Genomic DNA, 25092 nt, shown 5'->3' on the forward strand with positions numbered 1-25092 from the left:
TGAATTCTGGCGCCGGTTCGCCGGCTCTTCTAGTCGCGGCTTGGGTAGCGTTCGCGGCCGTTAGGCGATTGCTGCAATCGGACGCAGAAATGCGTTCGCGGAGCAGCCAAATGTCAGGCGCGCCGAACAACGGCGGCCGAAAACGGGGCGTCAATGTCGTTTTTGAGAGTCAAGATAAAGGCGTCAGACGCCTCGAATCGGGTTTGGATCGCGCGCCGGGTGGCGTTCGGCCTGGCGATCGCGGGTTTGACGGTAGTCTCCGGAGCTGTGCGAGCGGAAACAATCGGCGGGGCGCTGGTCAAGGCCTATTTCAAAAATCCCGACATCAATCAGCAACGCGCGGCCGTTCGCGCCAGCGACGAAAATGTTCCCAAAGCGACCGCCGGTTATCGGCCGACAGTCAGCGCGGAGGCCGACGCGGGCGTTCAACAGAGCAATGGGGGTTTGCCGGCCGCGGCCGGGGGACCCTTTGATATTTATTCAAGGCCGCGCGGCTACGGCCTGACGGTCAATGAAACCTTGTGGAATGGCGAGCGCACTTTCAACTCGGTGCGCCAGGCTGAATCCGGCGTGATGGCGGCGCGCGAGACGTTGCGCAACACGGAGCAGAACGTCCTGTTGGACGGCGTCACCTTCTACATGAATGTCTTGCGCGACACGGCGATTCTCGATCTCGATCGCAACAACGTCGAAGTGTTGCAAGAACAATTGCGCCAGACGAGAGATCGCTTCACGGTAGGCGAGGTCACCCGGACCGACGTCGCCCAGGCGGAGGCGAGTCTGGCGGGCGCTCAGGCGACCGCCCTGGGGGCGCAATCGACATTGCAGACGTCGATCGCCAATTATCGGCAGACGATCGGCGATGAACCCAAAAATCTCGCGCCGGTCAAACCTCTGGACAAGACATTGCCCAGGACCATCACCCAGGCGATCGCGATTTCGCAAGTGGAGCATCCCGCTATTGTCGGATCTCTGCACGGCGTCGATGCGGCGGAGCTCAACATCAAGGTTATTGAAGGGGCGCTTTATCCGACCGTTGGGTTGACCGGCCAGGTTCAACAGCGATTTGACGTTTCGGGCGAGGCTGTGCCCAACAACGCCCTTACCGCGTCGCTCGTGGCGCAGATATCCATTCCGATCTACGACGGCGGCACGACTTACGCCTCGACGCGCCAAGCCAAGGAGCAACTCGGCCAGCAGGAATTGCAGACCGATCTGCAGCGCGACAAAGTGCGCGCCGCGGTTGTTTCCGCCTGGGGCGTGAACGAGAATTCGGTGAGCATCATCCGCTCGGCGAAAGCGCAGGTCGCGGCCGCCGAAATCGCGCTTGCCGGCATACGCGAGGAGGCCAAGGTTGGGCAGCGCACGACATTCGACGTGCTTACCGCCCAACAGACGCTTCTCAACGCGCGCGTCCAGCTTGTTTCGGCGCAGCACGATCAGGTTGTCGCCTCTTACGCGGTTCTGTCGGCGATCGGCCGGTTGTCGACCGTCAATCTCGGGCTCGCCGCCGTCCAATACGACCCCAAGGTTCACTTCGACCAGGTCAAGGACAAGTGGTTTGGCCTGCGCACGCCCGACGGCCGGTAAACGATCAACAGCGCTCGCCCCATAGGGGCGAGCGAAGGTGCGCCTGATTTTCCTGGATCGGGCCGCGGCGTAGAGCGATATTGGCGAGCGCTCCAACCTGGGAGCGCGCCATTCAACCAAACAAGGCGCAATTGCGCGCCGGGGGGCAGAGGCCATGAACGCACCCAATTCGTCTTCCACCGACAGAGAGCTCGAATCGCTGCGTCGCGCGCAACGCGCCCACGAACCCTCGATGGAAGAAATCCTCGCCTCGATACGCAGCATCATTGCCGACGACAAAGAGGCGCCTGCGGCAAGCGCCCCGGCTCAAAGGCCTGTCGCGACGGGCGGACCCCAGATCGTCTATTCAAACGATTCGGTCCCGGCCGCTCGCGTGGCTGCTCCGGCGCCCGAGGCGGCGCCGGTCGCCCCGCCGCCTGAGCCGCCGGTCGATATCGCCCCGCCATCTCCAAAGATCGTTTGGGAACAGCCGGCGCCTGTGGCCGCGCCTGTCGCGCCGGAGGTTGCGCCAGATCCGGCGCCCGTCGAGGAAGATTCGTTTGTGTCTCCGGCGACGGACGCCGCGGTCGCCGCTTCCTTTAATGCGCTGTCGGCTAGCGTCGCCATGCAGAGTTCCGAAATGATCGAAGGTCTGATGCGCGAAATGCTGCGCCCGATGCTCAAGGCCTGGCTCGACGATAACTTGCCCAGCCTCGTCGAACGGCTTGTCCGCGCCGAGATTCAGCGGGTCGCGCGCGGCGGCCGCTAAGCCGGAATCGCTCGTTTGCGTTGACTTTGCCGCGCGCCTCGGGCTTTAACCCCGGCGCGCCGGGCGGAGCGTTTCGTCTTCCCTGATGTCATCGTCGCGGCTGTCGCGTTGCAGCCGCTCCCCGGGGCGTTGCGCGGCTTGCGCATTCCCCGGCGAGTTTTGGGCTTGTTCATGATGGAAAAGACATTCGATCCCGCCGCCGTCGAAGGGCGCATTTCGGCGCAATGGGAGGCCGAGGGCGCCTTTCGCGCTGGGCGGCCCGAGCGCGCCGCCGCCGAACCGTTTTGCATCGTGATCCCGCCGCCCAATGTCACCGGCAACCTGCATATGGGCCATGCGCTCAACAACACCTTGCAGGACATTTTGTGCCGGTATCACCGCATGAAAGGCAAGGACGTGCTGTGGCAGCCCGGCACCGACCATGCCGGCATCGCGACCCAGATGGTTGTCGAACGCCAGCTTATGGAGCGGCAGGAGCCGGGCCGCCGCGAAATGGGTCGCGAGAAATTCCTTGAGCGCGTCTGGGCCTGGAAGGCCGAATCGGGCGGCGCCATCGTCAACCAGTTGAAGAGGCTCGGCGCCTCGTGCGACTGGAGCCGCGAGCGCTTTACGATGGACGAGGGCCTGTCGAAGGCCGTGATCAAGGTTTTCGTCCAGCTCTATCGCGAAAAGCTGATTTACAAGGACAAGCGTCTCGTCAATTGGGACCCACAGTTCCAGACCGCGATTTCGGACCTCGAAGTCGTGCAGGTCGAATGCCGCGGCGCGTTCAAATGGTCGCGCGGGGACGAAGCGCCGTTCGACACCGCCGCGCTCGGCAAGGCGCTTGCCAAAAATCCCAACGGCCATCTCTATTATTTAGAATATCCGATCGTCGATGAAGAGGGCGAGGAGACCGGCGAAAAGCTGACGGTCGCCACGACGCGGCCCGAAACCATGCTCGGCGATACGGCTGTAGCGGTTCATCCCGACGACGAACGCTATAGGCATTTGCAGGGCAAGAAGGCGCGCCTGCCGCTGGTCGGGCGGCTGATCGCGATTGTCGCCGACGCATATGCCGATCCCGAAAAGGGCGCCGGCGCCGTGAAGATCACGCCCGCGCATGATTTCAACGATTTCGAAGTCGGCCGGCGGCACGCGGCCGAAGGCGTGCGGGCCATCAATATTCTCGATAGCGAGGCGCGCATCCAGCTCAAAGGCAATATCGCCTTTTTCGAAGGGGTGCCGACGGAAGATCACGATTGCGCCCGGACGGTCGCGGTTCTCGACGGTCTCGACCGGTTCGAAGCGCGCAAGCGCGTCGTCGCGATGATGGAAACGCTGGGATTGCTCGCCAAGATCGAGCCGCACACGCATATGGTGCCGCACGGCGATCGCTCGGGCGTCGTCATCGAACCCTGGCTGACCGATCAATGGTACGCCGACGCCAAAGCGCTCGCCGAGCCCGCGCTGAAAGCGGTGCGCGACGGGCGGACTTTGTTCACGCCGAAGAACTGGGAGAAGACCTATTTCGATTGGCTGGAGAATATCCAGCCCTGGTGCATTTCGCGCCAGCTCTGGTGGGGTCACCAGATCCCCGCATGGTACGCGCCATGGGGCGCCGTCTATGTCGCCGAGAGCGAGGCGCAGGCGTGCGGCGAGGCGCTGGCCGATGGCGTCGAGCGGGGCGCGTTGACTCAGGACGAGGCGGATGCGATCGCCGCCGATCCGCAGCGGCTGACCGAGACTTTCATCCGCGACGAAGACGTTCTCGATACCTGGTTTTCATCCGCGCTGTGGCCGTTCTCGACGCTCGGCTGGCCGGACGAGACGCCCGAACTCAAGCGCTTTTATCCGACCTCGGTCCTCGTCACCGGTTTCGACATCATCTTCTTCTGGGTCGCCCGGATGATGATGATGGGCCTGCATTTCAGGCAAGAGATTCCGTTCCGCGACGTCTACATCCACGCCCTCGTGCGCGACGAGAAGGGCGCGAAAATGTCGAAGTCGAAGGGCAACGTCATCGACCCCCTGGCGTTGATCGACCGCTACGGCGCCGATTCCTTGCGCTTCACACTGGCGGCGATGGCGGCGCAAGGGCGGGACATCAAATTGTCCACCGCCCGCGTCGAAGGCTATCGCAATTTCGCGACCAAGCTCTGGAACGCTTCGCGCTTCGCCGAAATGAACGGCTGCCTGCGCAAGGCGGCCTTCGATCCGGGCGCCGTTCGCGAACCGCTCAACAAGTGGATTCTTGGCGAGACCGCCAAGGCGGTGGCCGAGACGGCTCTGGCGATCGAATCCTTTCGTTTCAACGACGCCGCCAACGCCGTCTACCGCTTTGTGTGGAACATCTTTTGCGATTGGCATCTCGAACTCGCCAAGCCGGTGCTGCAAGGCGGCGAAGATGGAGCGGCGCGGGCCGAGGCGCAGGCGACGATCGCCTATGTTCTCGACGAGATATTCGCGCTGCTGCATCCGTTCATGCCGTTCCTCACCGAGGAGCTTTGGGCGATTAAGGGCGGGGAGGGACCGCCGCGCGCGCAGCTTCTGGCGCTCGGTCCCTGGCCCCAGTCGGATTTTGTCGCCGATCCCAAAGCCGAGGCGGAGATCGGCTGGCTGGTCGACCTCGTCTCCGAAATCCGCTCCGTGCGCTCGGAAATGGGCGTGCCGGCCGGCGCGCAATTGCCGCTGACGCTGGTCGGGGCTGATGCGACGATTGTCGCCGCCGCCAAAAACTGGGGCGAAACGATCCAGCGTCTCGCACGGGTGACCGAAATCGGTTTTGCCGATTCCGCGCCGGCCGGGTCGGCTCAGATGATCGTGCGCGGCGCCTTGGCCGCGATCCCGCTAGCCGGAATCGTCGACATTGCGGCCGAGCGCGCACGGCTCGCCAAAGAAATCGCAAAAGAGCGCAAGGAGGTCGCGGGGATCGACGGCAAACTTGGCAATGCCGATTTCCTGGCGCGCGCGCCCGAAGAAGTCGTTGAGGAAAACCGCGAACGCCGCGAGGCCGCCATCGAACGGATCGCCAAGATGGAGGCGGCGCTGGCGCGGTTCGACAAGGCTTAGCGCGACGGTGGGGCGCTGCTCAGCCGCGCCCTTTTAAAGCCGCGCCGCGCATCGCCTCGATCTCCGCCCGATAGGCTTCGACCGAACGCCCCGCGAATATCGCCGACCCGGCGACCAGGACATTGGCGCCGGCGTCAACGACCGCGCCGGCGTTTTGCGGCCCGATGCCCCCGTCGACTTCGAGTTCGATCGGGCGCTCGCCGATCATCGCTTTGACGCGTCGGATTTTTTCAATCATGGCGGGGATGAAGGCCTGGCCGCCAAAGCCGGGGTTGACCGTCATGACGAGGATGAGATCGAGCCTGTCGAGATCATACTGGATCGCGCCTTCCGGCGTCGCGGGATTGAGCGCGACGCCAGCTTTCTTGCCGAGACCGCGGATCGTCTGCAATGATCGATCAAGATGAGGTCCGGCCTCGGCATGGACCGTGATCCTGTCGGCGCCCGCCTTGGCGAAGGCTTCGAGGTAGGGATCGACGGGCGCGATCATCAAATGAACGTCGAAAGTCTTGTTGGTCAGCGGCCGCAGGCTTTGGACGACAAGCGGTCCGAACGACATATTGGGTACGAAATGCCCGTCCATGACATCGAGATGATGCCAGTCGCCGCCGGCTTCGTCGATCGCGTGGATTTCCTCGCCAAGCCGCGAGAAATCCGCGGCCAGAATCGAAGGGGCGATCTTGATGTCCCTGAGCATAAGTTATTCCCCGGTTCCCTGGTCGACGGCGCGATGGTCTCTACCGTTTCAGGATCTCTTCCTGACGAGATCGCTCATAAGGAGAGCGACAATGACAACGCCTAAAGCAAGCGCGGCGGCCTGCGCGCCTAATGATCGCCCCGCGATCAGCAAGGCAAGCGCGCAGAGCAGGATATTGCATGCCGCAACGCGCGCAATCACCTGCCATGTCGACAGCCCGCAGCGGGTCGCCCGCTGATAAAAATGCTGGCGATGCGCTTGCCAGAATTTCTCGCCGGCAAGAACGCGGCGGGCCAGCGTGACGCTTGCGTCGGCGATATAATAGAGGAATGGCAGCAGCGCGACCACCGCGCCACATGCGTTCCCCACGACAAGCAACGCGATCGCGCCGAGAAGGCCGAGCGGCAGACTGCCGGAATCGCCGAGGAATAGCCGCGCCCGGGGCCGGTTGAGCAAGGCGAAGCCCAATAGCCCGCCCGCGCTCGCCAGACACAAGGCGCCAACCCATTGCGCGGCGCCCGCCAGTCCCGCCAGAAGCAGGTAGACGGTCGCGAAGGCGGGCACGAATTGGGTGACGCTCATCAGATCGATGCCGTCCATGAAATTAGTCAGATTGATGAACCACAACATGCCGATCAGCAGGCAGGCATAGACGATCGCTGGCGCCAGAAAGGCGATTGGGCCGGTAAAATCGAGCGGCGTCACAGCCAGCGCGAGCGCCGCCGCCCCGGCTTGAACGACAAGGCGAAAGCCTGGGTTGAGCGCCGCCAGATCGTCCCACCCGCCCAGCGCCATTAACAGCAAGAGCGCGGCGATGAGGCTGCAGGCGAAGGGGTCGGGCCGCATTCCGGCCATGCCAGTGAGCGCGGCGCATGTCAGGACGATAGCGACGGGGATCACGACCAGGCCGCCGCCTTGCGGCGTCGCCTCCACATGACTCGATCGCGCGCCCGGCGTCACCAGAAAGGCGCGGCGAAAGAACGGTATGAGCGAGGCGCATAGAGCGAAGGCGACGACAAACGAGGCGATCAGAACCAAAATTGCCACGCAAGCTCCTGAATCGAACCGGCAATATTCGCGCCTTCGATACGACGGCGAGGGCAGGCGGGCAAATCAGTCTGTGGCTGTGAGCCGACCGGGTCGCCCTGGCCTATCCCACCGCCGCCGTCTGCCGCTCGCTCAATTCCCAAAGCTTCTCCTGCAGAGCGACGTCGGCGCTCAGCTTCGAGGAAGCGATGGGCTTGCATTTGGCGAAATATTTGCCGCTGACATCGGCGAGTTCAGGCGAAGAGGCCAGATAGATCGATGTCGCGGCGCCTTTCTCCGGCGTCATCAGCAGCGGCCGCGCCAAACCGAGCACAATATTCAGGAAGCCCGGCGTGTTATGGCCAAACCCCGTCGCGACGACGCCAGGATGCAGGCAATTGGCGGTCACGCCTTTGCCGGCGAGCCGCCGCGCCAAGGCGTAAGTGAACAAGATGTTGGCGAGCTTCGACTGGCCATAAGCGCTCCATGCGCTATATTTCTTTTCGCCCTGCAAATTATCGAAGGCGACGGTCCCCGACGCATGCGCTGTGGACGAAACATTGACGATGCGGGCAGGCGCGCTCGCCTCCAGCCTGTCGCGCAAGAGCTGGGTCAGCAGGAATTCGGCGAGATGATTGAGCGCCCAGGTGCGCTCATAGCCGTCGACCGTCACTTCCCGCTGGGTGAAGATCGCGCCGGCATTGTTCAAGAGAACGTCGAGCCGCGGATATCTGGCTTTGAATTCAGCCGCCAGGCGACGCGCCTCGGCCTGCGAGGAGAGGTCCGCGACGAGAAAGTCGACCTGCGGATTCCCTGATTCCCGGGCAAGCTGCGCTGCGGCCTCGCGTGTGCGCGCCGCGTCGCGCCCGACAATCACGACATGGGCGCCTTTTCGCGCGAGGCCTAGCGCCGTCGCATTGCCGATGCCGAGCGTGGCGCCGGTCACCAGGCAGAGTTTTCCCTGCATTTCCTGAGACATGGTGGAATCCTCTTAGGGATGTCGCGAAAGTCGGCCGCTCAATCTATCCGCATTCCTGCCGAACGCATCGGCCTCATTGAGCTGGCCGATCACCACCAGCCGCGCCATTTGAACCAAACGAGCGGGACGATTGCGCTGAGTGCGATCAGGCAGAGGCCATAGGGATAGCCATAGGTCCATTCCAGTTCCGGCATGTATTTGAAATTCATGCCGTACATGCTGGCGATCAGCGTCGGCGGGATGCCGACCACGGAGACAAGCGTCAGGACTTTGAAAATATTGTTCTGGTCGACATTGATCATCCCCAATGTCGCGTCGAGCAGGAACTGGATCTTGTCGGACTGGTGCTTCTCGTAATCATTGAGGGAGGCGACGTCGCGGCTGAGGCTCTTGAGCCTTGCGCGCGCCTCGGCGGAGAGGAAGTCGGCGGCGCCGGTGACGACATAGGGGATCATGCGGGAAATGCCCAGAAGCGTTTCGCTGATCCTTGAAGTGACCGCGCCGGCGCGTCCGACATTGCGCAGGACCTGCCGCAGATCGCGGCTGTCGCCGCCGACCTCCCGCTTCGGCCGGTGGTCCTCGTCGCGGAAAATGATATGTGACAATTTGTCGAGCTCGCCCGCCAGGGCTTCCAGTTCGTCGGCCAAATGGTCGACGATCGCGTCGAGAACGGCGACGAAGCCTCCGGGCCCGCCCGGCAGCGGGTGGTCGCCGGCGGAACCGGCGCTCTGGCTGCGATCGCAAGCCCGGACCGGCTTGAAACGGACGGTGAGGACGTTTTGCTTGTCGAGAACGAAACCAAGCGGCGTCGTCTGGATCGATCCGGCGTCGTCGTGATAGATCATCGGCGTCGTCAGAAAAAGATGGCCGCCGGCCGTCGAAAGCCGGCTTGAATTCTCGATTTCCGACATTTTCTCAAAGCTTGGCGCCTCGACCCCCACGACACGCTGGAGGAAGGCAATTTCCCCGGAATCGGGCTGAAAAGCGTCGATCCAATTCACCTCAGAGGGAAGGGACGCGGCGTCGGGGGCGACCGTGATGTCGCGGCTCGTCGAAGTATCGTGGAAGGTGAGCATCAGGCCTCTCGACACGTTTTTTCGATTTTGGCGCGCTTTGGCTCATGGCGTAATCCGCCCGCCGCCGCTGCGCCAGCCCCTTGCCGCTTTCCCCCTGGCGCTTTTTCCGTTACGCACCCCGCTCACGCTATTCCATGAGAAGCACGAGAGCCATGCACCGTTACCGCAGCCATCATTGTGGAGACCTCCGCGAGACCGACCAGGGCCGCGCGATCCGGCTTTCGGGCTGGTGCCATCGCATTCGCGATCATGGCGGTGTGCTGTTCATCGACCTGCGCGACCATTACGGCCTGACCCAATGCGTCGTCGACCCGGATTCGCCTGCCTTCAAACAGGCCGAAAAGCTGCGCTCGGAATTTGTCGTGCGCATCGACGGGGATGTCCGCAAGCGCCCGGCCGGCACCGAGAATAGCGAGATGCCCACCGGCCTGATCGAGGTCTATGTGCGCGAGATCGAGGTGTTGGGTCCCGCCGCCGATCTGCCGCTGCCGGTGTTCGGCGATCAACCCTATCCGGAAGACACGAGGCTTCGCTTCCGCTTCCTCGACCTGCGCCGCGAAAAGCTGCACCAGAACATCATGCTGCGCGGGCGCGTCGTCGACAGCCTGCGCGCCCGGATGAAAGGGCAGGGGTTCTTCGAGTTTCAGACGCCGATCCTGACGGCGTCCAGCCCCGAGGGCGCGCGCGATTATCTCGTGCCCTCGCGCATTCACCCCGGCAAGTTCTACGCACTGCCGCAGGCGCCCCAGCAATATAAGCAGCTCCTGATGATGGCGGGCTTCGACCGCTATTTCCAGATCGCGCCCTGCTTTCGCGATGAAGATCCGCGCGCCGATCGCCTGCCGGGCGAATTCTACCAGCTCGACATTGAAATGAGCTTCGTCGAGCAAAACGACGTGTTCGCAGCGATGGAGCCTGTCGTGCGCGGCGTCTTCGAGGAGTTTTCCGGCGGCAAGCCGGTGACGCCCTCGCCCTGGCCGCGCATTCCCTATGCCGAGGCGATCCGAAAATACGGCTCGGACAAGCCGGATCTACGCAACCCGATCGTGATGCAGGACGCCTCCGAGCATTTCCGCGGCTCGGGCTTCAAAGTGTTCGCGCGGCTGCTCGAGACGGCGAAAAACCAGGTCTGGGCGATCCCGGCGCCGGGCGGCGGTCAGCGCACCTTCGCCGACCGCATGAATTCCTGGGCGCAGAGCGAGGGCCAGCCCGGGCTTGGCTACATCCTCTTTTTCGACCGCGCGAGCGACGAGACGGCGAAAGCCGCCGATCCGGCCGCCACGGGCGTCGGCGCACGCGGCCCGCTCGCCAACAACATTGGCCCGGAGCGCGCCGAGGCGGTGCGCGTCCAGCTTGGCCTCAAGGCTGGCGACGCCGCTTTCTTCGTGGCGGGCGATCCCGAGAAATTCGCCAAATTCGCTGGTCTTGCGCGCACCAAGGTTGGCCAGGATCTTAAGCTCATCGACGAAGGTCGCTTCGAATTCGCCTGGATCGTCGATTTCCCGATGTTCGAATGGAACGAGGACGACAAGAAGATCGACTTCTCGCACAATCCGTTCTCCATGCCGCAAGGCGGTCTCGAGGCGTTGACGTCGCAGGATCCTGTGACCATCAAGGCGTTCCAATACGACATCGCCTGCAACGGTTACGAACTCGCCTCGGGCGGCATCCGCAACCATCGGCCCGAGGCGATGGTGAAGGCCTTCGAAATCGCCGGTTATGGCGAGGAGACGGTGATCGAGCGTTTCGGCGGCCTGTACCGCGCCTTTCACTATGGCGCGCCGCCGCACGGCGGCATGGCGGCGGGCGTCGATCGCATCGTGATGCTGCTGGCGGGCGAGCAAAACCTGCGTGAGGTCGCGCTGTTCCCGATGAACCAGCGCGCCGAGGACTTGCTGATGGGCGCGCCCTCACCCATTTCGCCCAAGCAATCGCGCGAGTTGCATATCCGGCTGAACCTGCCCGAACCTAAATAAGGGCGAGGGCCTATCGGCCGATCGCGGCGAGATAGCGGGGCAGGGCGGCGGACCATGTGTGTTTGGCGCGCGCCAGATCGGCGGCCGCCGCGCCAAAATTCTTGCGCAGCGCCTCGTCGTCGAGCAGCCGGCTCAGCGCGCCGCGCACGGCGTCGTCATTGGCGCCGTCGCACAGGAGGCCGGTGCGCTCGTTGACGACCGCATCGGCCGCGCCTCCGTCGTCTCCCGCCACCGAGGGGACGCCGTACCAGGCCGCCTCGACATAGGAAATGCCAAAGCCCTCGACGGAGTTTCCGGTCCGTCGCGACGGCATCCCGAAGATATCGCTGCGGGTCAGCAACGCCGCCTTCTTTTCGATCTCGGTCACCTGGCCGAGGAAAACGACGCAGTCATCGACGCTGAGGCTCGTAGCCAGCGCGCGCAACCTTGCGAGATCCGCGCCCGCGCCTGCGACAAGATAGACAAGGCCGGGATGCTTTTCGCGCAAAGCCGGCAGCGCACGCAATATGGCGTCGATCCCCTTGCGCGGCTCCAGCCGCGCCAGGGTGGCGAGCACCGGCCCGCGGCCGGCGATGGCCGCATCGATTTGGGCGAGCGCGGCGGGCGGCGCGGCCGGGAGTTCGGCGATCGGAGGATTGATGACGACAATCTCCGCTTCAACCCCCTTCATGAAAGGGGCGACAAGGCCGGCCGTATAATGAGAGCTGGCGACAATGGCGCGGGCGCGCTTCAAGGCGGCGTTGATCCGAAGCGCTTTGTCCGGCGAAGCCTCAAGCGGGAATTCCGTTCCGTGGGCGAGCACGGCGAGCGGCGCGCCATTCGCCGGCGCCGCGGCGACGCTCTTCCAGGAATCGGCGAACAGTCCCAAAACGCCTCGCTCCTGGACCGCGCGCGCAATCGCGCGCCGCTTCATGAAACGGCGCAGGGGGCGGATCGATCCGAAGCGATGGATGGGGTAGGGCCGCGCGAGCTCGGCCGCTCCCTTCAAATGCACGTGGTCCGCGAAGACTTCGACCTTCAGACCGCTGAACGACAATTGGTCGGCAAGGCCGGTCATCAGAATCTCTATGCCGCCAAGATCTGGGCTGAAGCATTGGGTGGCGATAGCGATCAAAGCCGTCGTATTCCTTGGCGGGCGGCCGCAGTCCATGCATGAATAGCCGAGGTATAGTCGACTTTTCCTGATGATGCGAGTTTCACCGGGACCATTGTCGTTATTGGACATTCGGGCAATCTGCGATATGGAAACGCGCGCCTGAGGCCGCCGCGCCTTGTGATGAACGCGTGTCGGACCGACCGAAGCCTGGGACTGAAATGCTGGCGTCAATTCAACGTATCGATTGGCGAAACGTCGATTTGCGCGCTCTGGCGGAGCCTCTCGCCATTCTGTCGCCGCTCGCCTTGATCGTCAGCGGCCAGGAATTCGTGATGTCCTGCGTCGCGCTGCTGTTCGTTCTCCATTCGTGGCGCGTTCGCGACTTCTCCTGGGCGCGCGAAGGCTGGTTCGCGGCGCTGCTGGCGCTTTGGGCCTATGCGTTCTTGCGCACGCTTCTCTATCAGCCGACCGCGACGGGCGTGCTGACGGCGTTGCAGTGGATTCATTTCGGCCTTTACGCCGCGGCCCTTGCACGCTGGATACTGCCGGACCAAAAATCGCGCGACCGATTGCTTTACGCGACCGCCATTTCGCTCACGTTCTTCGCATGCGACGCTCTGCTGCAATATTTCGTCGGTTTTGACATTATCGGCCGGCCGGCGTGGCAGAGCCGGCTGACCAGCGTGTTCAGGAAACCCTATGTCGGCATCGAGATCGCCTGGCTGTACCTGCCTGCGCTGCTGGGGCTTTGGCAAAAAGGGAACACGCTTTTAGCGGCGGCCTTCGGTTGTGTTTGCGCCGCCGCGGTTCTGATGAGCGGCGACCGGATGGGCCTGTTGATTTTCGTTTGCAGCGGGCTGCTGGCGGGCCTCGCCTATCCGGCGTTGCGAAAGCCGTTTCTGTTTTTCCTGCCCGTTGTCGTCGTGATCGCCGGCGCGCTGCTTCTTTATAGTCCGACCATGTATCAGCGTCAGGTCGCCTCGACCCTCGACGTGATCGAACATGTCGATCGATCGCATTATGGGATCATTTTCAACAGCGCCTTGGATATGGCGCGCGACCACCCGGTTTTTGGCGTCGGCGTGCACGGATATCAGGCCGTTTGCCTTGAGGAGCGCTACGGGCCGCCGCTGGTGGGCCCCGATCAGCTCCCGCGCTGTGAAGGCCATCCGCACAATATCTATCTGTTGTGGCTTGTCGAAACCGGAGCGATTGGCCTTATCGGATTCATCGCCTTCGCCGTGTTGTCACTCGCCGCCGTCATACGTTCCGCTCGCGCCAACGCCGCCAACGCCATTTTCTATGGTTTGGCGGCGACGCTCGTCATGCGATTTTGGCCCTTAGCGGCCGGCACGAGCTTTTATTCATCCTGGTCGGCGGAGCCCATGTTTTTGGTCCTGGGATGGGTCATGAGCTATTGCCGACCCGCTTGGCTCAAGGTCGCATCCGAGGGGCAGGGCGCGATCGCGTTCGGCTCGGATCAAACGTCCCCTCCGGAGGCCGCTATGTCTCTTGAGGCGACGGTCGAGGCCGTTCCAGATACGGTGACAATATGCCTGACTAGTTGCGGTCGCCATGATCTTCTCAAGCGCACGCTCGACAGTTTCCGGGCGCTGCATTCCGGCGGCAAGTTTCTCATTTCCGAGGATTCCGGCGATCCGGCGGTCGTCGCCCAGGTCAAGGCCGCCTATCCGGACATGACGATCCTCTCGGGATCCGAGCGCCTCGGCCTCATGCGTTCGATCGACAGGCTTTATAGCGCGGTTGAAACGCCCTATCTGTTTCATCTCGACGACGACTGGCTTTTCGACCGGCCGGTCGATTGGCGGTCGGCGATCGCCGTGCTAGAGACGCGCGACGATATCGCCAATGTCGCCATGCGTTACTTTTCCGAAGTGAAGAAGAAATATCATCCTCGATCCGACCCGCTGACCGTGAATGGCGCCTCATTTCGCGTGATGCATCGCGACGCGCATCCTGAAGTCTTCGGCTGGTCGCACAGCCCCGGACTTATGCGCACGAAACTCTATTGGACCTATGCCCCGTTTGGTCGAATGCGGCACGATCAGCTCTCCGGGCTCATCAAGCGTGAAGGCGGACGGGAAGCGTATTTCATTCCCGGCGTCGCGCATCACATCGGCCTGAAGCGCACGGTCACCGACCCGACTCTGCCGGCCCGACCGACCTTCAAGCCCGCCAAATGGCTGCGCTGGATGAAGAAACGGCTTTATTACGCGGGGCTGCGGACGGAGCCGTTTTGACCGTGTCGGCCGCGCCGCCGCCGATTGGCCTGAGCGTATTGATCCGCACGCTGAACGAGGCGGATCGTCTCGCGCGCACTTTGCAGGCGGTCCAGCCGCTGGGCGCGGAAATCGTTATTATCGACGCAGACTCAAAAGACGACACCGTCGCGATCGCGCGATCTTTTGGCGCGATCGTCATCAACAATCCATGGCCCGGATTTGGTCCACAGCGTCGATTTGGCGAAGACAAATGCAGCCATGATTTTATTTTCTCGCTGGATGCGGATGAGGTCCTCACCGATGCAATCGTCGCGGAAATCCGCGGCGTGTTTTTGCGGGGAGCGCCGCCACGGTTGATGATCGTTCGCAAAGCCGTCGTGTTCCCCCATCACGACAAGCCGCCGCCCTGGCCGTTCTGCCACGAGCAGATTCTCATCTACGATCGCCGCATCGCGCGCACCGGCCTCAATCCCAATTGGGACCAGTTGGAGATTTCGGCCGCCGACAAGCCGGTGCGATTGAAAAATCCCTTGTGGCATTTCAGCCTGAGAAATCTGAATCATGCGGTGTCGAAAGCGCTATTCGTGGGTCAACTCGCCGCCGACACGCAGCGTCCGCGTTTGCGCCTTGGATTGGCGTTGCGGCTGCCGTTCGAATTTCCGATCGCCTTCCTGAAATATTATTTCTTGCGCCGATACTTTCTCGCCGGGCTTGATGGATTTGTTTACGGAATGGTGGGCGCCTTCAGCCGGTTCATTCGCATCGCCTTGATGGCCGAGAAGCGCCCGCAAGAAGGGAAATAAGCTGGGCGTCGCGGCACGCTTCGACGGACGTGGGCGGCCTGAAGGAAGCGGGTGGCGCGCAGCCTTGGGGTTGTCCGCGCCAGTCGCCCATGTTAGCCACGCTCGGTTAGTCGGGGTATAGCGCAGCCCGGTAGCGCGGAAGTTTTGGGTACTTCAGGTCGCAGGTTCGAATCCTGCTGCCCCGACCAATGAAGCTAGGTTCCCAAAAAAATTGCAGATTTTTTAGACAAAACGATGCGATAAAACGAAGATCGGCATTCCTCACACGCGAGCGCGACGGCAGACATGACCGCACGAATCTATCGCCCCACCCGCAACGCCATGCAATCGGGCCAGGCCAAGGACAAATGGCTGCTGGAATATGAGCCGGAAACGCCGCGCCAGATCGAGCCGCTGATGGGCTGGACCAGTTCAACCGATATGAAGGCGCAGATAAAATTGCGCTTCGACGCCAAAGAAGACGCGATCGCCTATGCGCAGCGCAATGGAATCGCCTATCGCGTGGAGGAGCCAAAGGAAGCGATCCGCAAGGTCGTTTCCTATTCCGACAACTTCAAGACGAATCGCGCCGTTCCGTGGTCGCATTAGCCTTAACGGCCCGCGGCGTCAGGGCTCCGTAGCTCAGCTGGATAGAGCAGCCGCCTTCTAAGCGGCAGGTCGCAGGTTCGAGCCCTGCCGGAGTCGCCAGCAAAAACAATCGTTTACACGAATATTCGAGGGTTTTTAATAGCGCGTGGGCCCAAGGGCGCCGCGCGAGCTTTTTTTGTCGGCCGCGACCGTGAATGGGCGGGCCGGCGCTTCATCCTCCGTTCAGGTGAGCCATGATGATATGTCCCGGTATGGGCAACTATGGAGGAATAAACCATGTCCCGTAACTTCGCGACTTCTTCTCTGGCGGCGCTCGCCGGCGCTGCAATGCTGGCGCTCTCGATGAGCCCCGCGTCGGCGTTCACCCTGGCGTCGCCTTCGCTCGAACAACCCGTCGCTTCCGCGCAAATCGAGAAAGTGTGGTGGCATCACGGTTGGGGCGGCGGTTGGCACGGCGGCTGGCACCGTTGGGGCGGCGGCTGGGGTCCAGGTTGGGGCTACGGCGGACCTCATTGCTGGCGCGGCTATTGGGGCCATCTCCACTGCAATTATTGAGGGCGCGATGGCGGCCGAATCGTCGGCCCGATCGTAATCCTCAATGAACAATGGCCGCCGGCGTAATCTCCGGCGGCCGTCAACAGGCGCAAACCGGGCGTTAGGCGCTCTTTTCGCCTCCATTGTTGAGCCTGCCGCACACTTCCATGGCTTGTCGCCGCCGCGGCGGCGCCTCGCTTGAAAGTGTTCAAATTTCGGGGATCGCATTGCTGCAATGCAGCGGTGTGTGTTGCCGACAACATGGGTCTGTGGCAAGAGCTTGCTCCCACCACCATTACAACGGAATGAGATGTCTATTTTTAACGGAAACAGCTTTCTAGATCGACAGACTGCCGCAGCGAACGCCAGAAAAGCCCAAGCGGAAAAATTTCTGGCCAGACCGAAATACGACCCCAACGATCCCGCCATCATCGAACGCGAAGCCAAGCGCCGGGCTATCGTCGAAGCGCGCGAGCTTCGGGCCGCGCAGCGTCAGGTGCAGAAAGAAGCCGCCGAGGCCGAGCGATTGGCTAAATTGGCCGCTGAAGAAATCGCCAGACAGGAAGCTTTGAAGGCCGAGGCCATCGCGCGAGAAATCGCCCATGCCGAAAAGGTCGCGCGCGAGGAAGCGCTTGAAGCCGAGCGCAAGCTGGAGCGCGACGCCCGCTACGCCGCACGCAAGGCGCGCAAGAACCAGCGCAAGAGCGAAATTCAGCGCTACCGTTGAGCGGTCGCCCGGCCCAACGCGAGCCGGGCAAATCAATTTTCGAATGCGGCTGAAATAAGCCCGGAGCCGCCGAAACGGACCGGGCCTCGAAGCGCCTTCTGCGGGGCGTCTCGTGGAGGCGGACGTCCGCTTACTTGGTCGCCTGAATGCTGTCAGAGATGGCTTTCAGTTCCGCGCCATTGGCCTTTTCGCCCTCGCTCGATCCCCAATAATACAGCAGCAGGAACTTGCCCTTCGCATTGGTCTGGACCAGCGTCAGGCTGATGTTCGCGGGACCGTCTTTGTCTTTGCCCGTAAAAGCGAGGTCAAAGGCGGCAAGGTTGTTGATCTTGATATCTTTGGTTTTCATGCTGTCGGGGTCGATCGTCACCCCGTTCTTGATGAAATATTTGAGGCCTTCCTCCGTCGCCGACTTCACGTCCGCCGCATCGACCGATTCGAAGGCGACATAGAGCTTGCCATCGGCGGAGGTTCCTTCGACGCCGCCGTCGTAAGCATTGGGACCCCAGGTGTCGGGGATGCTCACTGTCGCGATCGGATTTTCCGCGGGGACTGGAAACGTGCCGGCAATCGCCAGCGACGGCCCCAGGCATAGGGCGAGCAAGGCAAAAATGGCGTGGCGCTTCATGGCGGTCTCCGTCGGTCATGGGGTTGATCGCCCCCAGCGGCAATCGCTGCGAGCATCCTGGAATTATTGCTTGAAGTCGAGCCCCAAATCGCGTCGCTGGCGCCTTTTCGCGCAATCAAAACCTAGGGTTCGTCGGAGGCTTTTCGCAACCGCGCAAAACCGCGATCGAGATCCTCCTTCAAGTCCTCGATATCTTCGAGGCCGACCGAAAAGCGCAGGGTCGGGCCGCCTGGCGCCCATTGCGTCGCGGTGCGATATTTCGTGCAATCGAAGGGGATGACGAGGCTTTCGAAACCGCCCCAGGAATAGCCCATGCCGAACAATTCGAGTCCGTCCAGCATTGCCGCGACGGCCCGATCGGAGACCGGATTCAGCACGATGCTGAACAGCCCCGACGATCCCGTGAAATCGCGCTTCCAGATTTCATGGCCGGGATAATCGGGCAGAGCGGGATGGACGATTCTTTTCACCTCGGCGCGCCCTTTGAGCCAATGGGCGAGGGCGAGCGCCTGACGTTCGGCTTCACGCAGGCGCAATTCCATCGTGCGCAAGCCGCGCAGCGCGAGATAGACGTCCTCGGGGCCGGGTTGAACAGCCAGCGAATCGACCATTTTATGGAGGCGCGGAAACCAGGCGGCATTGGCGGATACGAGACCAAGAAGCAGGTCCGAATGGCCGGACAGATATTTCGTGCCGGCCTCGACAGCCAGATCGACGCCATGCGCGTGCGGCGAGAAGAACAGAGGCGTCGCCCAGGTATTGTCCATGATGACGCAGACGCCCTTCTCGCGCGCGACCGCCGCTATGGCGGGGATGTCCTGCATGTCGAGAGATTGCGATCCGGGCGCCTCGACGAATATCGCGCGTGTGTTGGGTCGCATCAGCGCCCCGACTCCAGCGCCAATCGCGGGGTCGTAATAAGTCGTCTCGACGCCCATCCGCTTGAGGATCGTGTCGCAATAGATGCGCGCCGGTTGATAGGCGGCGTCGGTCATCAGCAGATGATCGCCCGCGCTGAGAGCGGTCGTCAGCGCGGCGATAATGGCGAAAAGACCCGAAGGGACCAGCACCGTTCCGGCGGCGCCGGAAATCTCGCTCCAGGCTTCGCATAAAGCGTCGGTGGTCGGCGTGCCATGGGTACCGTAGGTATAGCGCTGATTGCGCTTCTTCATCGTCTCGACGTCGGGAAACAGCACGGTCGAGCCGCGATAGGCGGGATAATTGATAAAACCATGGTTCGCTTCGGAATCGCGGCCGAGGTGCACGAGACGCGAGCGCGAACGGAGCTTTTTCTTGGCCTCCGGAGTCAATTTGGTCATTTCATTCGGTCTCCACGCCAGGCCGCGGCAAAGTGAAGAGCGCGCAAGCGCCCGTCAACCGGGAAACAATATCGTGAAGAGACCGCCATGCGAGACGGGCGGCGATCTACGGGCGGTGAGGCAGCGACCTGCGGGCGGGGCGTTCTTTTTCAAAGAACAATCTCTCGACAAATTCTATTTTACAGAATAAGATTCTCGGGCGCCTGGCGCGAGGACTTCATGCGAGACAAGCGACCAACAGAAGCGCGGCAAAAGGCGGCGCGAAACTAAACCGGCTTGCAAACCTCTGATATCGCCCGTTTCGCGGTACTAAACTCGATATGATTCAGCGCGCCGCACGATTGCAAGGCAGAGCCCTTCCGCCGCCCGCGCCTTCGACATAGGATCGCCTCGTTATCTCTGGGGAGTTCAAGCGATGAAGCCATTGATGTCCTTGTTCGCCGGCGCCGCGTTGGTTTGCGCGAGCGCGTTTGCCGCCGACGCCGGCACGCTCGATCAGATCAAGGCGCGCGGATCGTTGATCTGCGGCTCCAACATCGGGCTTGCCGGTTTTGCGCTGCCCGACGATCAGGGCGTCTGGAAAGGCCTCGACATTGACGAATGCCGCGCGCTCGCCGCGGCGATCTTCAACGATCCTAATAAGGTCAAATTCCTGCCGATCAACGCCAAGGATCGCCCGACGATCCTGGCTTCGGGCGAGATCGACGTGCTGATCCGCAATACGACCTGGACGATGTCGCGCGAAACCGGCGGCATGTTTTTCACCGGAATCAATTATTACGACGGCCAGGGCTTCATGGTGCGCAAGAAGCTCGGCGTCGATTCCGCGTTAAAACTCGACGGCGCTTCGGTCTGTATCCAGCAGGGGACGTCGACCGAACTGAACCTGGCCGATTTCTTTCGCGCGCATAATATGAAGTTCGAGCCCGTGTCTTTCGCCACCGACGACGAGACCGTGAAGGCCTATGATTCGGGGCGTTGCGACGCCTACACCACCGACGCCTCCGGCCTCTATGCGGAACGCCTGAAACTGACGGCGCCCGACGATCACATGGTTCTGCCGGAGATCATCTCCAAGGAGCCGCTCGGGCCCTCGGTGCGCAAGGACGACGTGCAATGGTTCCAGATCGTGCAATGGACGCATTACGCGCTGATCACCGCCGAAGAGGACGGCGTCACCAAAGCCAATGTCGACGACAAATTGAAGTCGGATAATCCCGAAATCCGTCGGCTTCTCGGGCTCGAGGGCGATTTCGGCAAGGGGCTGGGCCTGACCAACGACTGGGCCTATCGCATCATCAAGGCGGTCGGCAATTACGGCGAATCCTTCGACCGCAATCTCGGCGACGGCTCGCCGATCAAGATCAAGCGCGGGCTCAACGCGCTGTGGAGTAAGGGCGGCCTGCAATATGCGCCGCCGATAAGGTGAGGAGGCGTCAGCCGCCTGCGAAGGCGTAGCGCATTCGCGCTACTGCCCGCGCCTTGCGCTCGTAGCAAACCGCACCGCTTCCTCAGCAGCGCGAAACAACGCCTGCGCCTTGTTGACGCATTCGCGGCCCTCATAGGCAGGCTCGGAATCGTAGACGATGCCGGCGCCCGCCTGGACATGCATCTGGCCGTCCTTGACGACGGAAGCGCGCAGGACGATGCAGGTGTCCATGTCGCCGGACGCGCCGAAATAGCCGATGCAGCCAGCATAGATGCCGCGCTTGTCCTTTTCCAATTCGTCGATGATCTCCATCGCGCGCACTTTTGGCGCGCCCGAGACAGTGCCGGCGGGAAAGCCGGCGGCGAGCGCCGCCAGATTGTCGTGCTTGCCTTCGATGTCGCCTTCGACATTCGAGACGATATGCATGACGTGGCTGTAGCGCTCGACAAAGAAACTGTCGGTGACCTTCACGCTGCCGATCTTGGCGACGCGGCCGACATCGTTGCGGCCGAGATCCAGCAGCATCAAATGTTCCGCGCGCTCCTTCGGATCGGCCAGCAAATCAGCGGCGAGGCGCTCGTCCTCATCCGGCGTCTTGCCGCGCCAGCGGGTGCCGGCGATGGGGCGGATCGTCACTTTGCCGCCGCTGACCCGCACCAGGATTTCCGGACTCGAAACGACGATCTGGAAGCCGCCGAAGTCGAGATAGCAAAGATAGGGCGAAGGATTGACGCGCCGCAGCGCCCGATAGAGCGAGAAGGCGGGCAGATCGAAGCGGCTGGTGAAGCGCTGCGACAGCACGACCTGAAAGACATCGCCCGCCACGATATATTCCTTGGCCTTGACGACCATCGCGTTGAATTCGGCTTCGCTCGTATTGGATTTGGCCTCGCCCGCCATCAGGGTCGGATCGACCGGCGGCGGGACATGAGCCAGCGGACCTTCGAGCACGGCGACGATCGTCTCCAGCCGCGCTTGCGCGCTCTCAAAGGCGGCTCTCGCCGACACGCCGCTTGACGGGCGGACCGGCGTGACGACCGAGATTTCGTCGCGAACGCCGTCGAAAACCACCATGATTGTCGGGCGGATCATCACCGCTTCGGGCACGCCGATCGGATCGGGCTTGGCCGGCGCCAGGCGCTCCATATGGCGCACCATGTCATAACCGAGATAACCGAATATTCCGGCCGCCATCGGCGGCAGGCCGGCGGGAATGTCGATGCGCGATTCCGCCAGCAATGCGCGCAAGGCGTCCAGTGGTTTGTCGGGGCAGGGGACAAAGGCGCCGCCATCGTGCAATGCGCGACGGTTGATCTGCGATTGCCCCCCCGTGGAGCGCCAGACGATGTCAGGATCGAGGCCGATCATCGAATAGCGGCCGCGCTGCGCCCCGCCTTCGATCGATTCAAGCAGGAACATATTGCCCGCCCGGCCCGCGGCGAGTTTCAGATAGGCGGAGACCGGCGTCTCCAGATCCGCGACGAGCGTCATGACTCGGACGCCGGCGCGCCCGCTTTCATAGTCCATCGAAAATTTTTCGAAATCCTGGGCGGCGATCATGTTTGTTTAGCTGCCCTCGGCGGCTTGCAAGGCGTTGTCGTTGATGACGACGCCAAGCTGACGCTGCAATTCGGCGATATATTGGCTGACGAGGTCGTCGGTCAGTCCCTCGTTGACGCTGCTTTGCAGGGCCTTGACCTTCGGATCCGCCGGGTCGATCGGCGGCGTTGAATCGGCGGTGACCTTGAAGACGACGCGTCCCGCCGGGGTCGCAGCCGAGCCGGCGCCGGCGGAGGAGGTGTTGAATATCGCGGCCACGACGCTTTCATCGAGCCCGCCGCCGCCGCGCCGATGGATGTCCGTCGCGCTTTTCGTCTCAAGCTTCTCCGCTTCGGCCAGACTCGCCAGCGTCGCCCCCGCATTGAGCTTTTGCACCATATCGGCTGATTTGGCGGACAAAGCCTTGGCGACCTGGTCGTCTCGCCATTGCTTGGTCGCCTGGTCCTTGACCTCATCCAGGCTCCGCGCCCGCGGCGGCTCGACCTTGGTCACTTCGAACCAGACGAAACCGCGATCCTTGGTCGCCAACGGCTGGTCGTCGACGCCTACGTCAGAGGCGAAGATCGCGTGCAACAAGGCAGCCTTTTCATCCAAACCTTCGACAGCCACGCCGTTCTTGTCGAGGCCGTTGGCGTCAATGGCGGCGATGGCGCGCTCTTCGACGCCGACGGTTTTGCCCGCCTCGCCCAGAGACTTGCCCGACACCCGCGCGTCCTCGATCTTGTCATGGACGTTCAGCGCATCGTTCGCGGCGCGCTCCACCGCGATCTCCTGCTTCAATTGGGCGGCGACTTCGTCATAAGGCTTGAGGTTGGCGGGCGTGATCTGCGTCACGCGGATGATCGCCGGGCCGAACTGGCCTTTTACGACATCGCTGACGGAATCGGGCGCCAGAGCGAAACCTGCGTCCGCGATAGCTTTGTCGAAAACGCCCAATCGCGTCACATCGCCAAGATCGATGTCCTTGTCGGTGAGATTGCGCGCCTTGGCGATATCGTCAAAGCTGGTTCCCGCCTTGATCTTGGCGAGCGCCTCGTTGGCTTCGGCCTCATTGGGGAAAACGATCTGCTGCAGTTTGCGCTTTTCGGGCGCGCCGAACCTTGCGTCCTTCACCTTGTCGTAAAGCGCGCGCGCATCTTCATCCGTCACTTCGCCGGGCTTGGCGAGGCTCGTGGGCGTGACCGCGAGGATGTTGACGGCGCGATATTCCGGCGCCCGATAGCTTTCCTTGCGGGCGTCGAAAAAGCTCTGCAACGCGTCCGGCGTCGGCGGCGCGATATCGCCGGCGGCGGCCGGCGGCAGGGTGAGATAGTCGACATTGCGGCTTTGCGTATCGAAACGGGCCAGCGCCTCGACCAGCGCCTTCGGCGCCGTCACGCCATTGACGAGCGAGACGCCGATCTGCTGGCGCAAATCGGTGTTGCGCTGTTCGGCGATGAAACCGCGTTCGCTTAAGCCCGCATCGCGCAAAACGCCTTCGAAACGATCCGCGCTGAACGCGCCCGACGCATCTTTCAGGCGGGGATCGTTGCGGATGGCGTCGGCGATCGTCTCGTCCGATATGGCGAGGCCGAGCGAATGAGCCTGCACATCGAGCGCCTTGTCAGCGATCAGTCGCCCCAGAGTCTGCACGTCGAGGCCCATCGCATGGGCCTGGGCGTTGGTCAGGCCCGTCTTCGCCTGGCGCTGATATTGCTGCATGATCGCCTGGTAAGCGTTGCGAAAATCATCTGGTGCGATCGGCGCGCCGCCGACGCTGGCGATCTTGTTCGATCCGAAGCCGCGAAAAACGTCGCCAATGCCAAATACCGCGAAGGCGACCACAATCAGGCCAAGCACGATGGTCATGATCGCCCTGCCGATGAAACCTTGCGTGGCTGCGCGCATACGATCGAGCATCGCCCGTTTGTCCTTTGAGTTCCGGCCCTTGAATAACCCTGGCGCGGTCGCCCGCGCGCGCCCTATCTAGCGGCGTCGCGCGCCTTTGCATAGGCGCGCCCGGGGTGATAATCGGCGTGAAAGCCTCTGTATGGGGCCAGGGAGGCTTAAAAATGTCACGCGATCCGCGTCCGCTCGTGGCGGGCAATTGGAAAATGAACGGCCTCAAAGCAGGGCTCGAAGAAATCGTGGCGATGCGCCGGGCGGTGGAGGGGCGCCAGGCCGGCGACGCCGAAATCATCGTCTGTCCGCCCGCGACGCTCATCATCAGCGCGGCCGCCGTGCTGCAAGGCGGCCCCATCGCGCTCGGCGCGCAAGATTGTCACCCCAAAGCGGGCGGCGCCTATACCGGCGATATTTCCGCCGCCATGCTCAAGGACGCGGGCGCCTCTTACGTCATTGTCGGCCATTCCGAGCGGCGCGCGGGATATGGCGAAAGCGACGCCCTGGTGCGATCCAAAGCGGAGGCGGCGAACGAGGCGGGTCTCGCCGCGATCATATGCGTTGGCGAAACCAAGGCCGAGCGGGAAGCCGGCGAGGCGGTCAGCGTCGTTTCCGGGCAAATCCGGGGCTCGCTGCCGCCAGCCGCGACGCCGGCCAATCTGGTGGTCGCCTACGAACCGGTCTGGGCGATCGGCACCGGCCTGACCCCGACCGCCAGCGATGTCGCCGACATGCATGCGTCGATCCGCGCCTTGCTTGGCGAAATCTACGGCGAGGCCGGCGTGCGCGTGCGCATTCTCTATGGCGGCTCCGTCAAGCCGTCCAATGCAAGGGAATTGCTCGGCCTGCCCAATGTCGACGGGGCGCTGGTCGGCGGCGCAAGCCTGAAGGCGAACGACTTTATGGGCATTGCGGGAATTTACGCTTAGCTTCCGCTGTCCCGCGAGCCTAAATGACGCGACCCGTCCCGCCGCGGGAGCGTGGACGCGCCCCTTGCGCCATGCTAGGAGCCGCCCAACTTATAGGGCGGCGCTTCGAGCGCCGTCGGAATATTCAGGGCTAGAAAATGCAGACCGTCCTTATCGTCATTCACCTTCTGATCGTGATCGCCTTGGTGGCGGTCGTGCTTTTGCAACGCTCG

General features: G+C 62.6%; 20 protein-coding genes and 2 tRNA genes. 13 read left to right on the forward strand and 9 right to left on the reverse strand.

Annotation, left to right across the window (positions count from 1 at the left end; all coding sequences use genetic code 11):
- The first annotated feature begins 153 nt into the window (after nucleotides 1-153).
- The 3 genes from GSQ90_RS12075 (at nucleotide 154) to GSQ90_RS12085 (ending at nucleotide 5389) form a co-directional block, all read left to right on the forward strand.
- Nucleotides 154-1590, forward strand: a complete 1437-nt coding sequence (locus GSQ90_RS12075) for a TolC family outer membrane protein (protein ID WP_158815091.1) — start codon at nucleotides 154-156, stop codon at nucleotides 1588-1590.
- 154 nt (nucleotides 1591-1744) lie between these two features.
- A complete protein-coding gene (locus GSQ90_RS12080) occupies nucleotides 1745-2338 on the forward strand; it encodes a PopZ family protein (RefSeq protein WP_246731553.1) in 594 nt (197 codons plus the stop codon).
- A gap of 171 nt (nucleotides 2339-2509) precedes the next feature.
- Nucleotides 2510-5389: a valine--tRNA ligase gene (locus tag GSQ90_RS12085; protein WP_158815092.1), complete on the forward strand. Its 2880-nt coding sequence runs from the start codon at nucleotides 2510-2512 to the stop codon at nucleotides 5387-5389.
- Between the two features lie 19 nt (nucleotides 5390-5408).
- On the opposite strand, the gene rpe is transcribed toward GSQ90_RS12085, so the two are convergent.
- From rpe to GSQ90_RS12105, 4 genes are all read right to left on the reverse strand, one after another.
- Entirely contained in the window at nucleotides 5409-6086 is a 678-nt protein-coding gene (gene rpe / locus GSQ90_RS12090) for a ribulose-phosphate 3-epimerase (RefSeq protein WP_158815093.1), read from the reverse strand.
- Nucleotides 6087-6134: 48 nt separating this feature from the next.
- Nucleotides 6135-7133 (reverse strand): glycosyl transferase, encoded by a 999-nt coding sequence (locus GSQ90_RS12095; protein WP_158815094.1) that lies wholly within the window; start codon nucleotides 7131-7133, stop codon nucleotides 6135-6137.
- A 103-nt stretch (nucleotides 7134-7236) separates the two neighbouring features.
- Nucleotides 7237-8091 carry an SDR family oxidoreductase gene (locus GSQ90_RS12100; protein ID WP_246731554.1) on the reverse strand — a complete coding sequence of 285 codons (855 nt, stop codon included), beginning with the start codon at nucleotides 8089-8091 and terminating at the stop codon, nucleotides 7237-7239.
- Nucleotides 8092-8180: 89 nt separating this feature from the next.
- Nucleotides 8181-9167: a magnesium transporter CorA family protein gene (locus tag GSQ90_RS12105; protein ID WP_158815095.1), complete on the reverse strand. Its 987-nt coding sequence runs from the start codon at nucleotides 9165-9167 to the stop codon at nucleotides 8181-8183.
- A gap of 152 nt (nucleotides 9168-9319) precedes the next feature.
- On the opposite strand from GSQ90_RS12105, the gene aspS reads away from it, so the two are divergent.
- Complete coding sequence (aspS, locus tag GSQ90_RS12110) at nucleotides 9320-11143, forward strand: aspartate--tRNA ligase (RefSeq protein ID WP_158815201.1); 1824 nt, start codon at nucleotides 9320-9322, stop codon at nucleotides 11141-11143.
- Between the two features lie 10 nt (nucleotides 11144-11153).
- Here the strand turns inward: aspS and GSQ90_RS12115 are convergent, their stop codons facing one another.
- On the reverse strand, nucleotides 11154-12257 hold the full coding sequence (locus tag GSQ90_RS12115; RefSeq protein ID WP_158815096.1) for a glycosyltransferase family 4 protein: 1104 nt from the start codon (nucleotides 12255-12257) through the stop codon (nucleotides 11154-11156).
- Between the two features lie 200 nt (nucleotides 12258-12457).
- On the opposite strand from GSQ90_RS12115, the gene GSQ90_RS12120 reads away from it, so the two are divergent.
- The 7 genes from GSQ90_RS12120 (at nucleotide 12458) to GSQ90_RS12150 (ending at nucleotide 17134) form a co-directional block, all read left to right on the forward strand.
- Nucleotides 12458-14500 carry an O-antigen ligase family protein gene (locus GSQ90_RS12120; RefSeq protein WP_158815097.1) on the forward strand — a complete coding sequence of 681 codons (2043 nt, stop codon included), beginning with the start codon at nucleotides 12458-12460 and terminating at the stop codon, nucleotides 14498-14500.
- Nucleotides 14501-14502: 2 nt separating this feature from the next.
- On the forward strand, nucleotides 14503-15285 hold the full coding sequence (locus GSQ90_RS12125; protein ID WP_246731573.1) for a glycosyltransferase family 2 protein: 783 nt from the start codon (nucleotides 14503-14505) through the stop codon (nucleotides 15283-15285).
- A 111-nt stretch (nucleotides 15286-15396) separates the two neighbouring features.
- Nucleotides 15397-15473: transfer RNA gene (locus GSQ90_RS12130), tRNA-Pro, on the forward strand.
- 97 nt (nucleotides 15474-15570) lie between these two features.
- On the forward strand, nucleotides 15571-15873 hold the full coding sequence (locus GSQ90_RS12135; protein ID WP_158815099.1) for an ETC complex I subunit: 303 nt from the start codon (nucleotides 15571-15573) through the stop codon (nucleotides 15871-15873).
- Between the two features lie 22 nt (nucleotides 15874-15895).
- Nucleotides 15896-15972 (forward strand) — tRNA-Arg (locus tag GSQ90_RS12140).
- A 177-nt stretch (nucleotides 15973-16149) separates the two neighbouring features.
- The gene (locus GSQ90_RS12145; protein WP_158815100.1) at nucleotides 16150-16428 is read left to right on the forward strand and encodes a hypothetical protein; all 279 of its coding nucleotides are present in this window, start codon (nucleotides 16150-16152) and stop codon (nucleotides 16426-16428) included.
- A 259-nt stretch (nucleotides 16429-16687) separates the two neighbouring features.
- Nucleotides 16688-17134, forward strand: a complete 447-nt coding sequence (locus tag GSQ90_RS12150; RefSeq protein ID WP_246731555.1) for a DUF6481 family protein — start codon at nucleotides 16688-16690, stop codon at nucleotides 17132-17134.
- A 130-nt stretch (nucleotides 17135-17264) separates the two neighbouring features.
- On the opposite strand, the gene GSQ90_RS12155 is transcribed toward GSQ90_RS12150, so the two are convergent.
- Nucleotides 17265-17762: a hypothetical protein gene (locus tag GSQ90_RS12155; RefSeq protein WP_158815101.1), complete on the reverse strand. Its 498-nt coding sequence runs from the start codon at nucleotides 17760-17762 to the stop codon at nucleotides 17265-17267.
- Nucleotides 17763-17884: 122 nt separating this feature from the next.
- On the reverse strand, nucleotides 17885-19081 hold the full coding sequence (gene metC / locus GSQ90_RS12160) for a cystathionine beta-lyase (protein WP_158815102.1): 1197 nt from the start codon (nucleotides 19079-19081) through the stop codon (nucleotides 17885-17887).
- A 415-nt stretch (nucleotides 19082-19496) separates the two neighbouring features.
- Between metC and GSQ90_RS12165 the strand changes: the two genes are divergently transcribed.
- Entirely contained in the window at nucleotides 19497-20510 is a 1014-nt protein-coding gene (locus GSQ90_RS12165; RefSeq protein ID WP_158815103.1) for an amino acid ABC transporter substrate-binding protein, read from the forward strand.
- A 39-nt stretch (nucleotides 20511-20549) separates the two neighbouring features.
- Here GSQ90_RS12165 and trpE read toward each other — a convergent pair whose 3' ends face one another.
- Both trpE and GSQ90_RS12175 read right to left on the reverse strand, forming a co-directional pair.
- Nucleotides 20550-22037: an anthranilate synthase component I gene (gene trpE / locus GSQ90_RS12170; protein ID WP_246731574.1), complete on the reverse strand. Its 1488-nt coding sequence runs from the start codon at nucleotides 22035-22037 to the stop codon at nucleotides 20550-20552.
- Nucleotides 22038-22076: 39 nt separating this feature from the next.
- Nucleotides 22077-23969: a SurA N-terminal domain-containing protein gene (locus GSQ90_RS12175; protein ID WP_158815105.1), complete on the reverse strand. Its 1893-nt coding sequence runs from the start codon at nucleotides 23967-23969 to the stop codon at nucleotides 22077-22079.
- A gap of 152 nt (nucleotides 23970-24121) precedes the next feature.
- On the opposite strand from GSQ90_RS12175, the gene tpiA reads away from it, so the two are divergent.
- Nucleotides 24122-24880, forward strand: a complete 759-nt coding sequence (tpiA, locus tag GSQ90_RS12180; protein ID WP_158815106.1) for a triose-phosphate isomerase — start codon at nucleotides 24122-24124, stop codon at nucleotides 24878-24880.
- Nucleotides 24881-25092 lie beyond the last annotated feature (212 nt).

Origin of the sequence: Methylocapsa sp. S129 (assembly GCF_009765995.1) — a bacterium.
Lineage (GTDB): Bacteria > Pseudomonadota > Alphaproteobacteria > Rhizobiales > Beijerinckiaceae > Roseiarcus.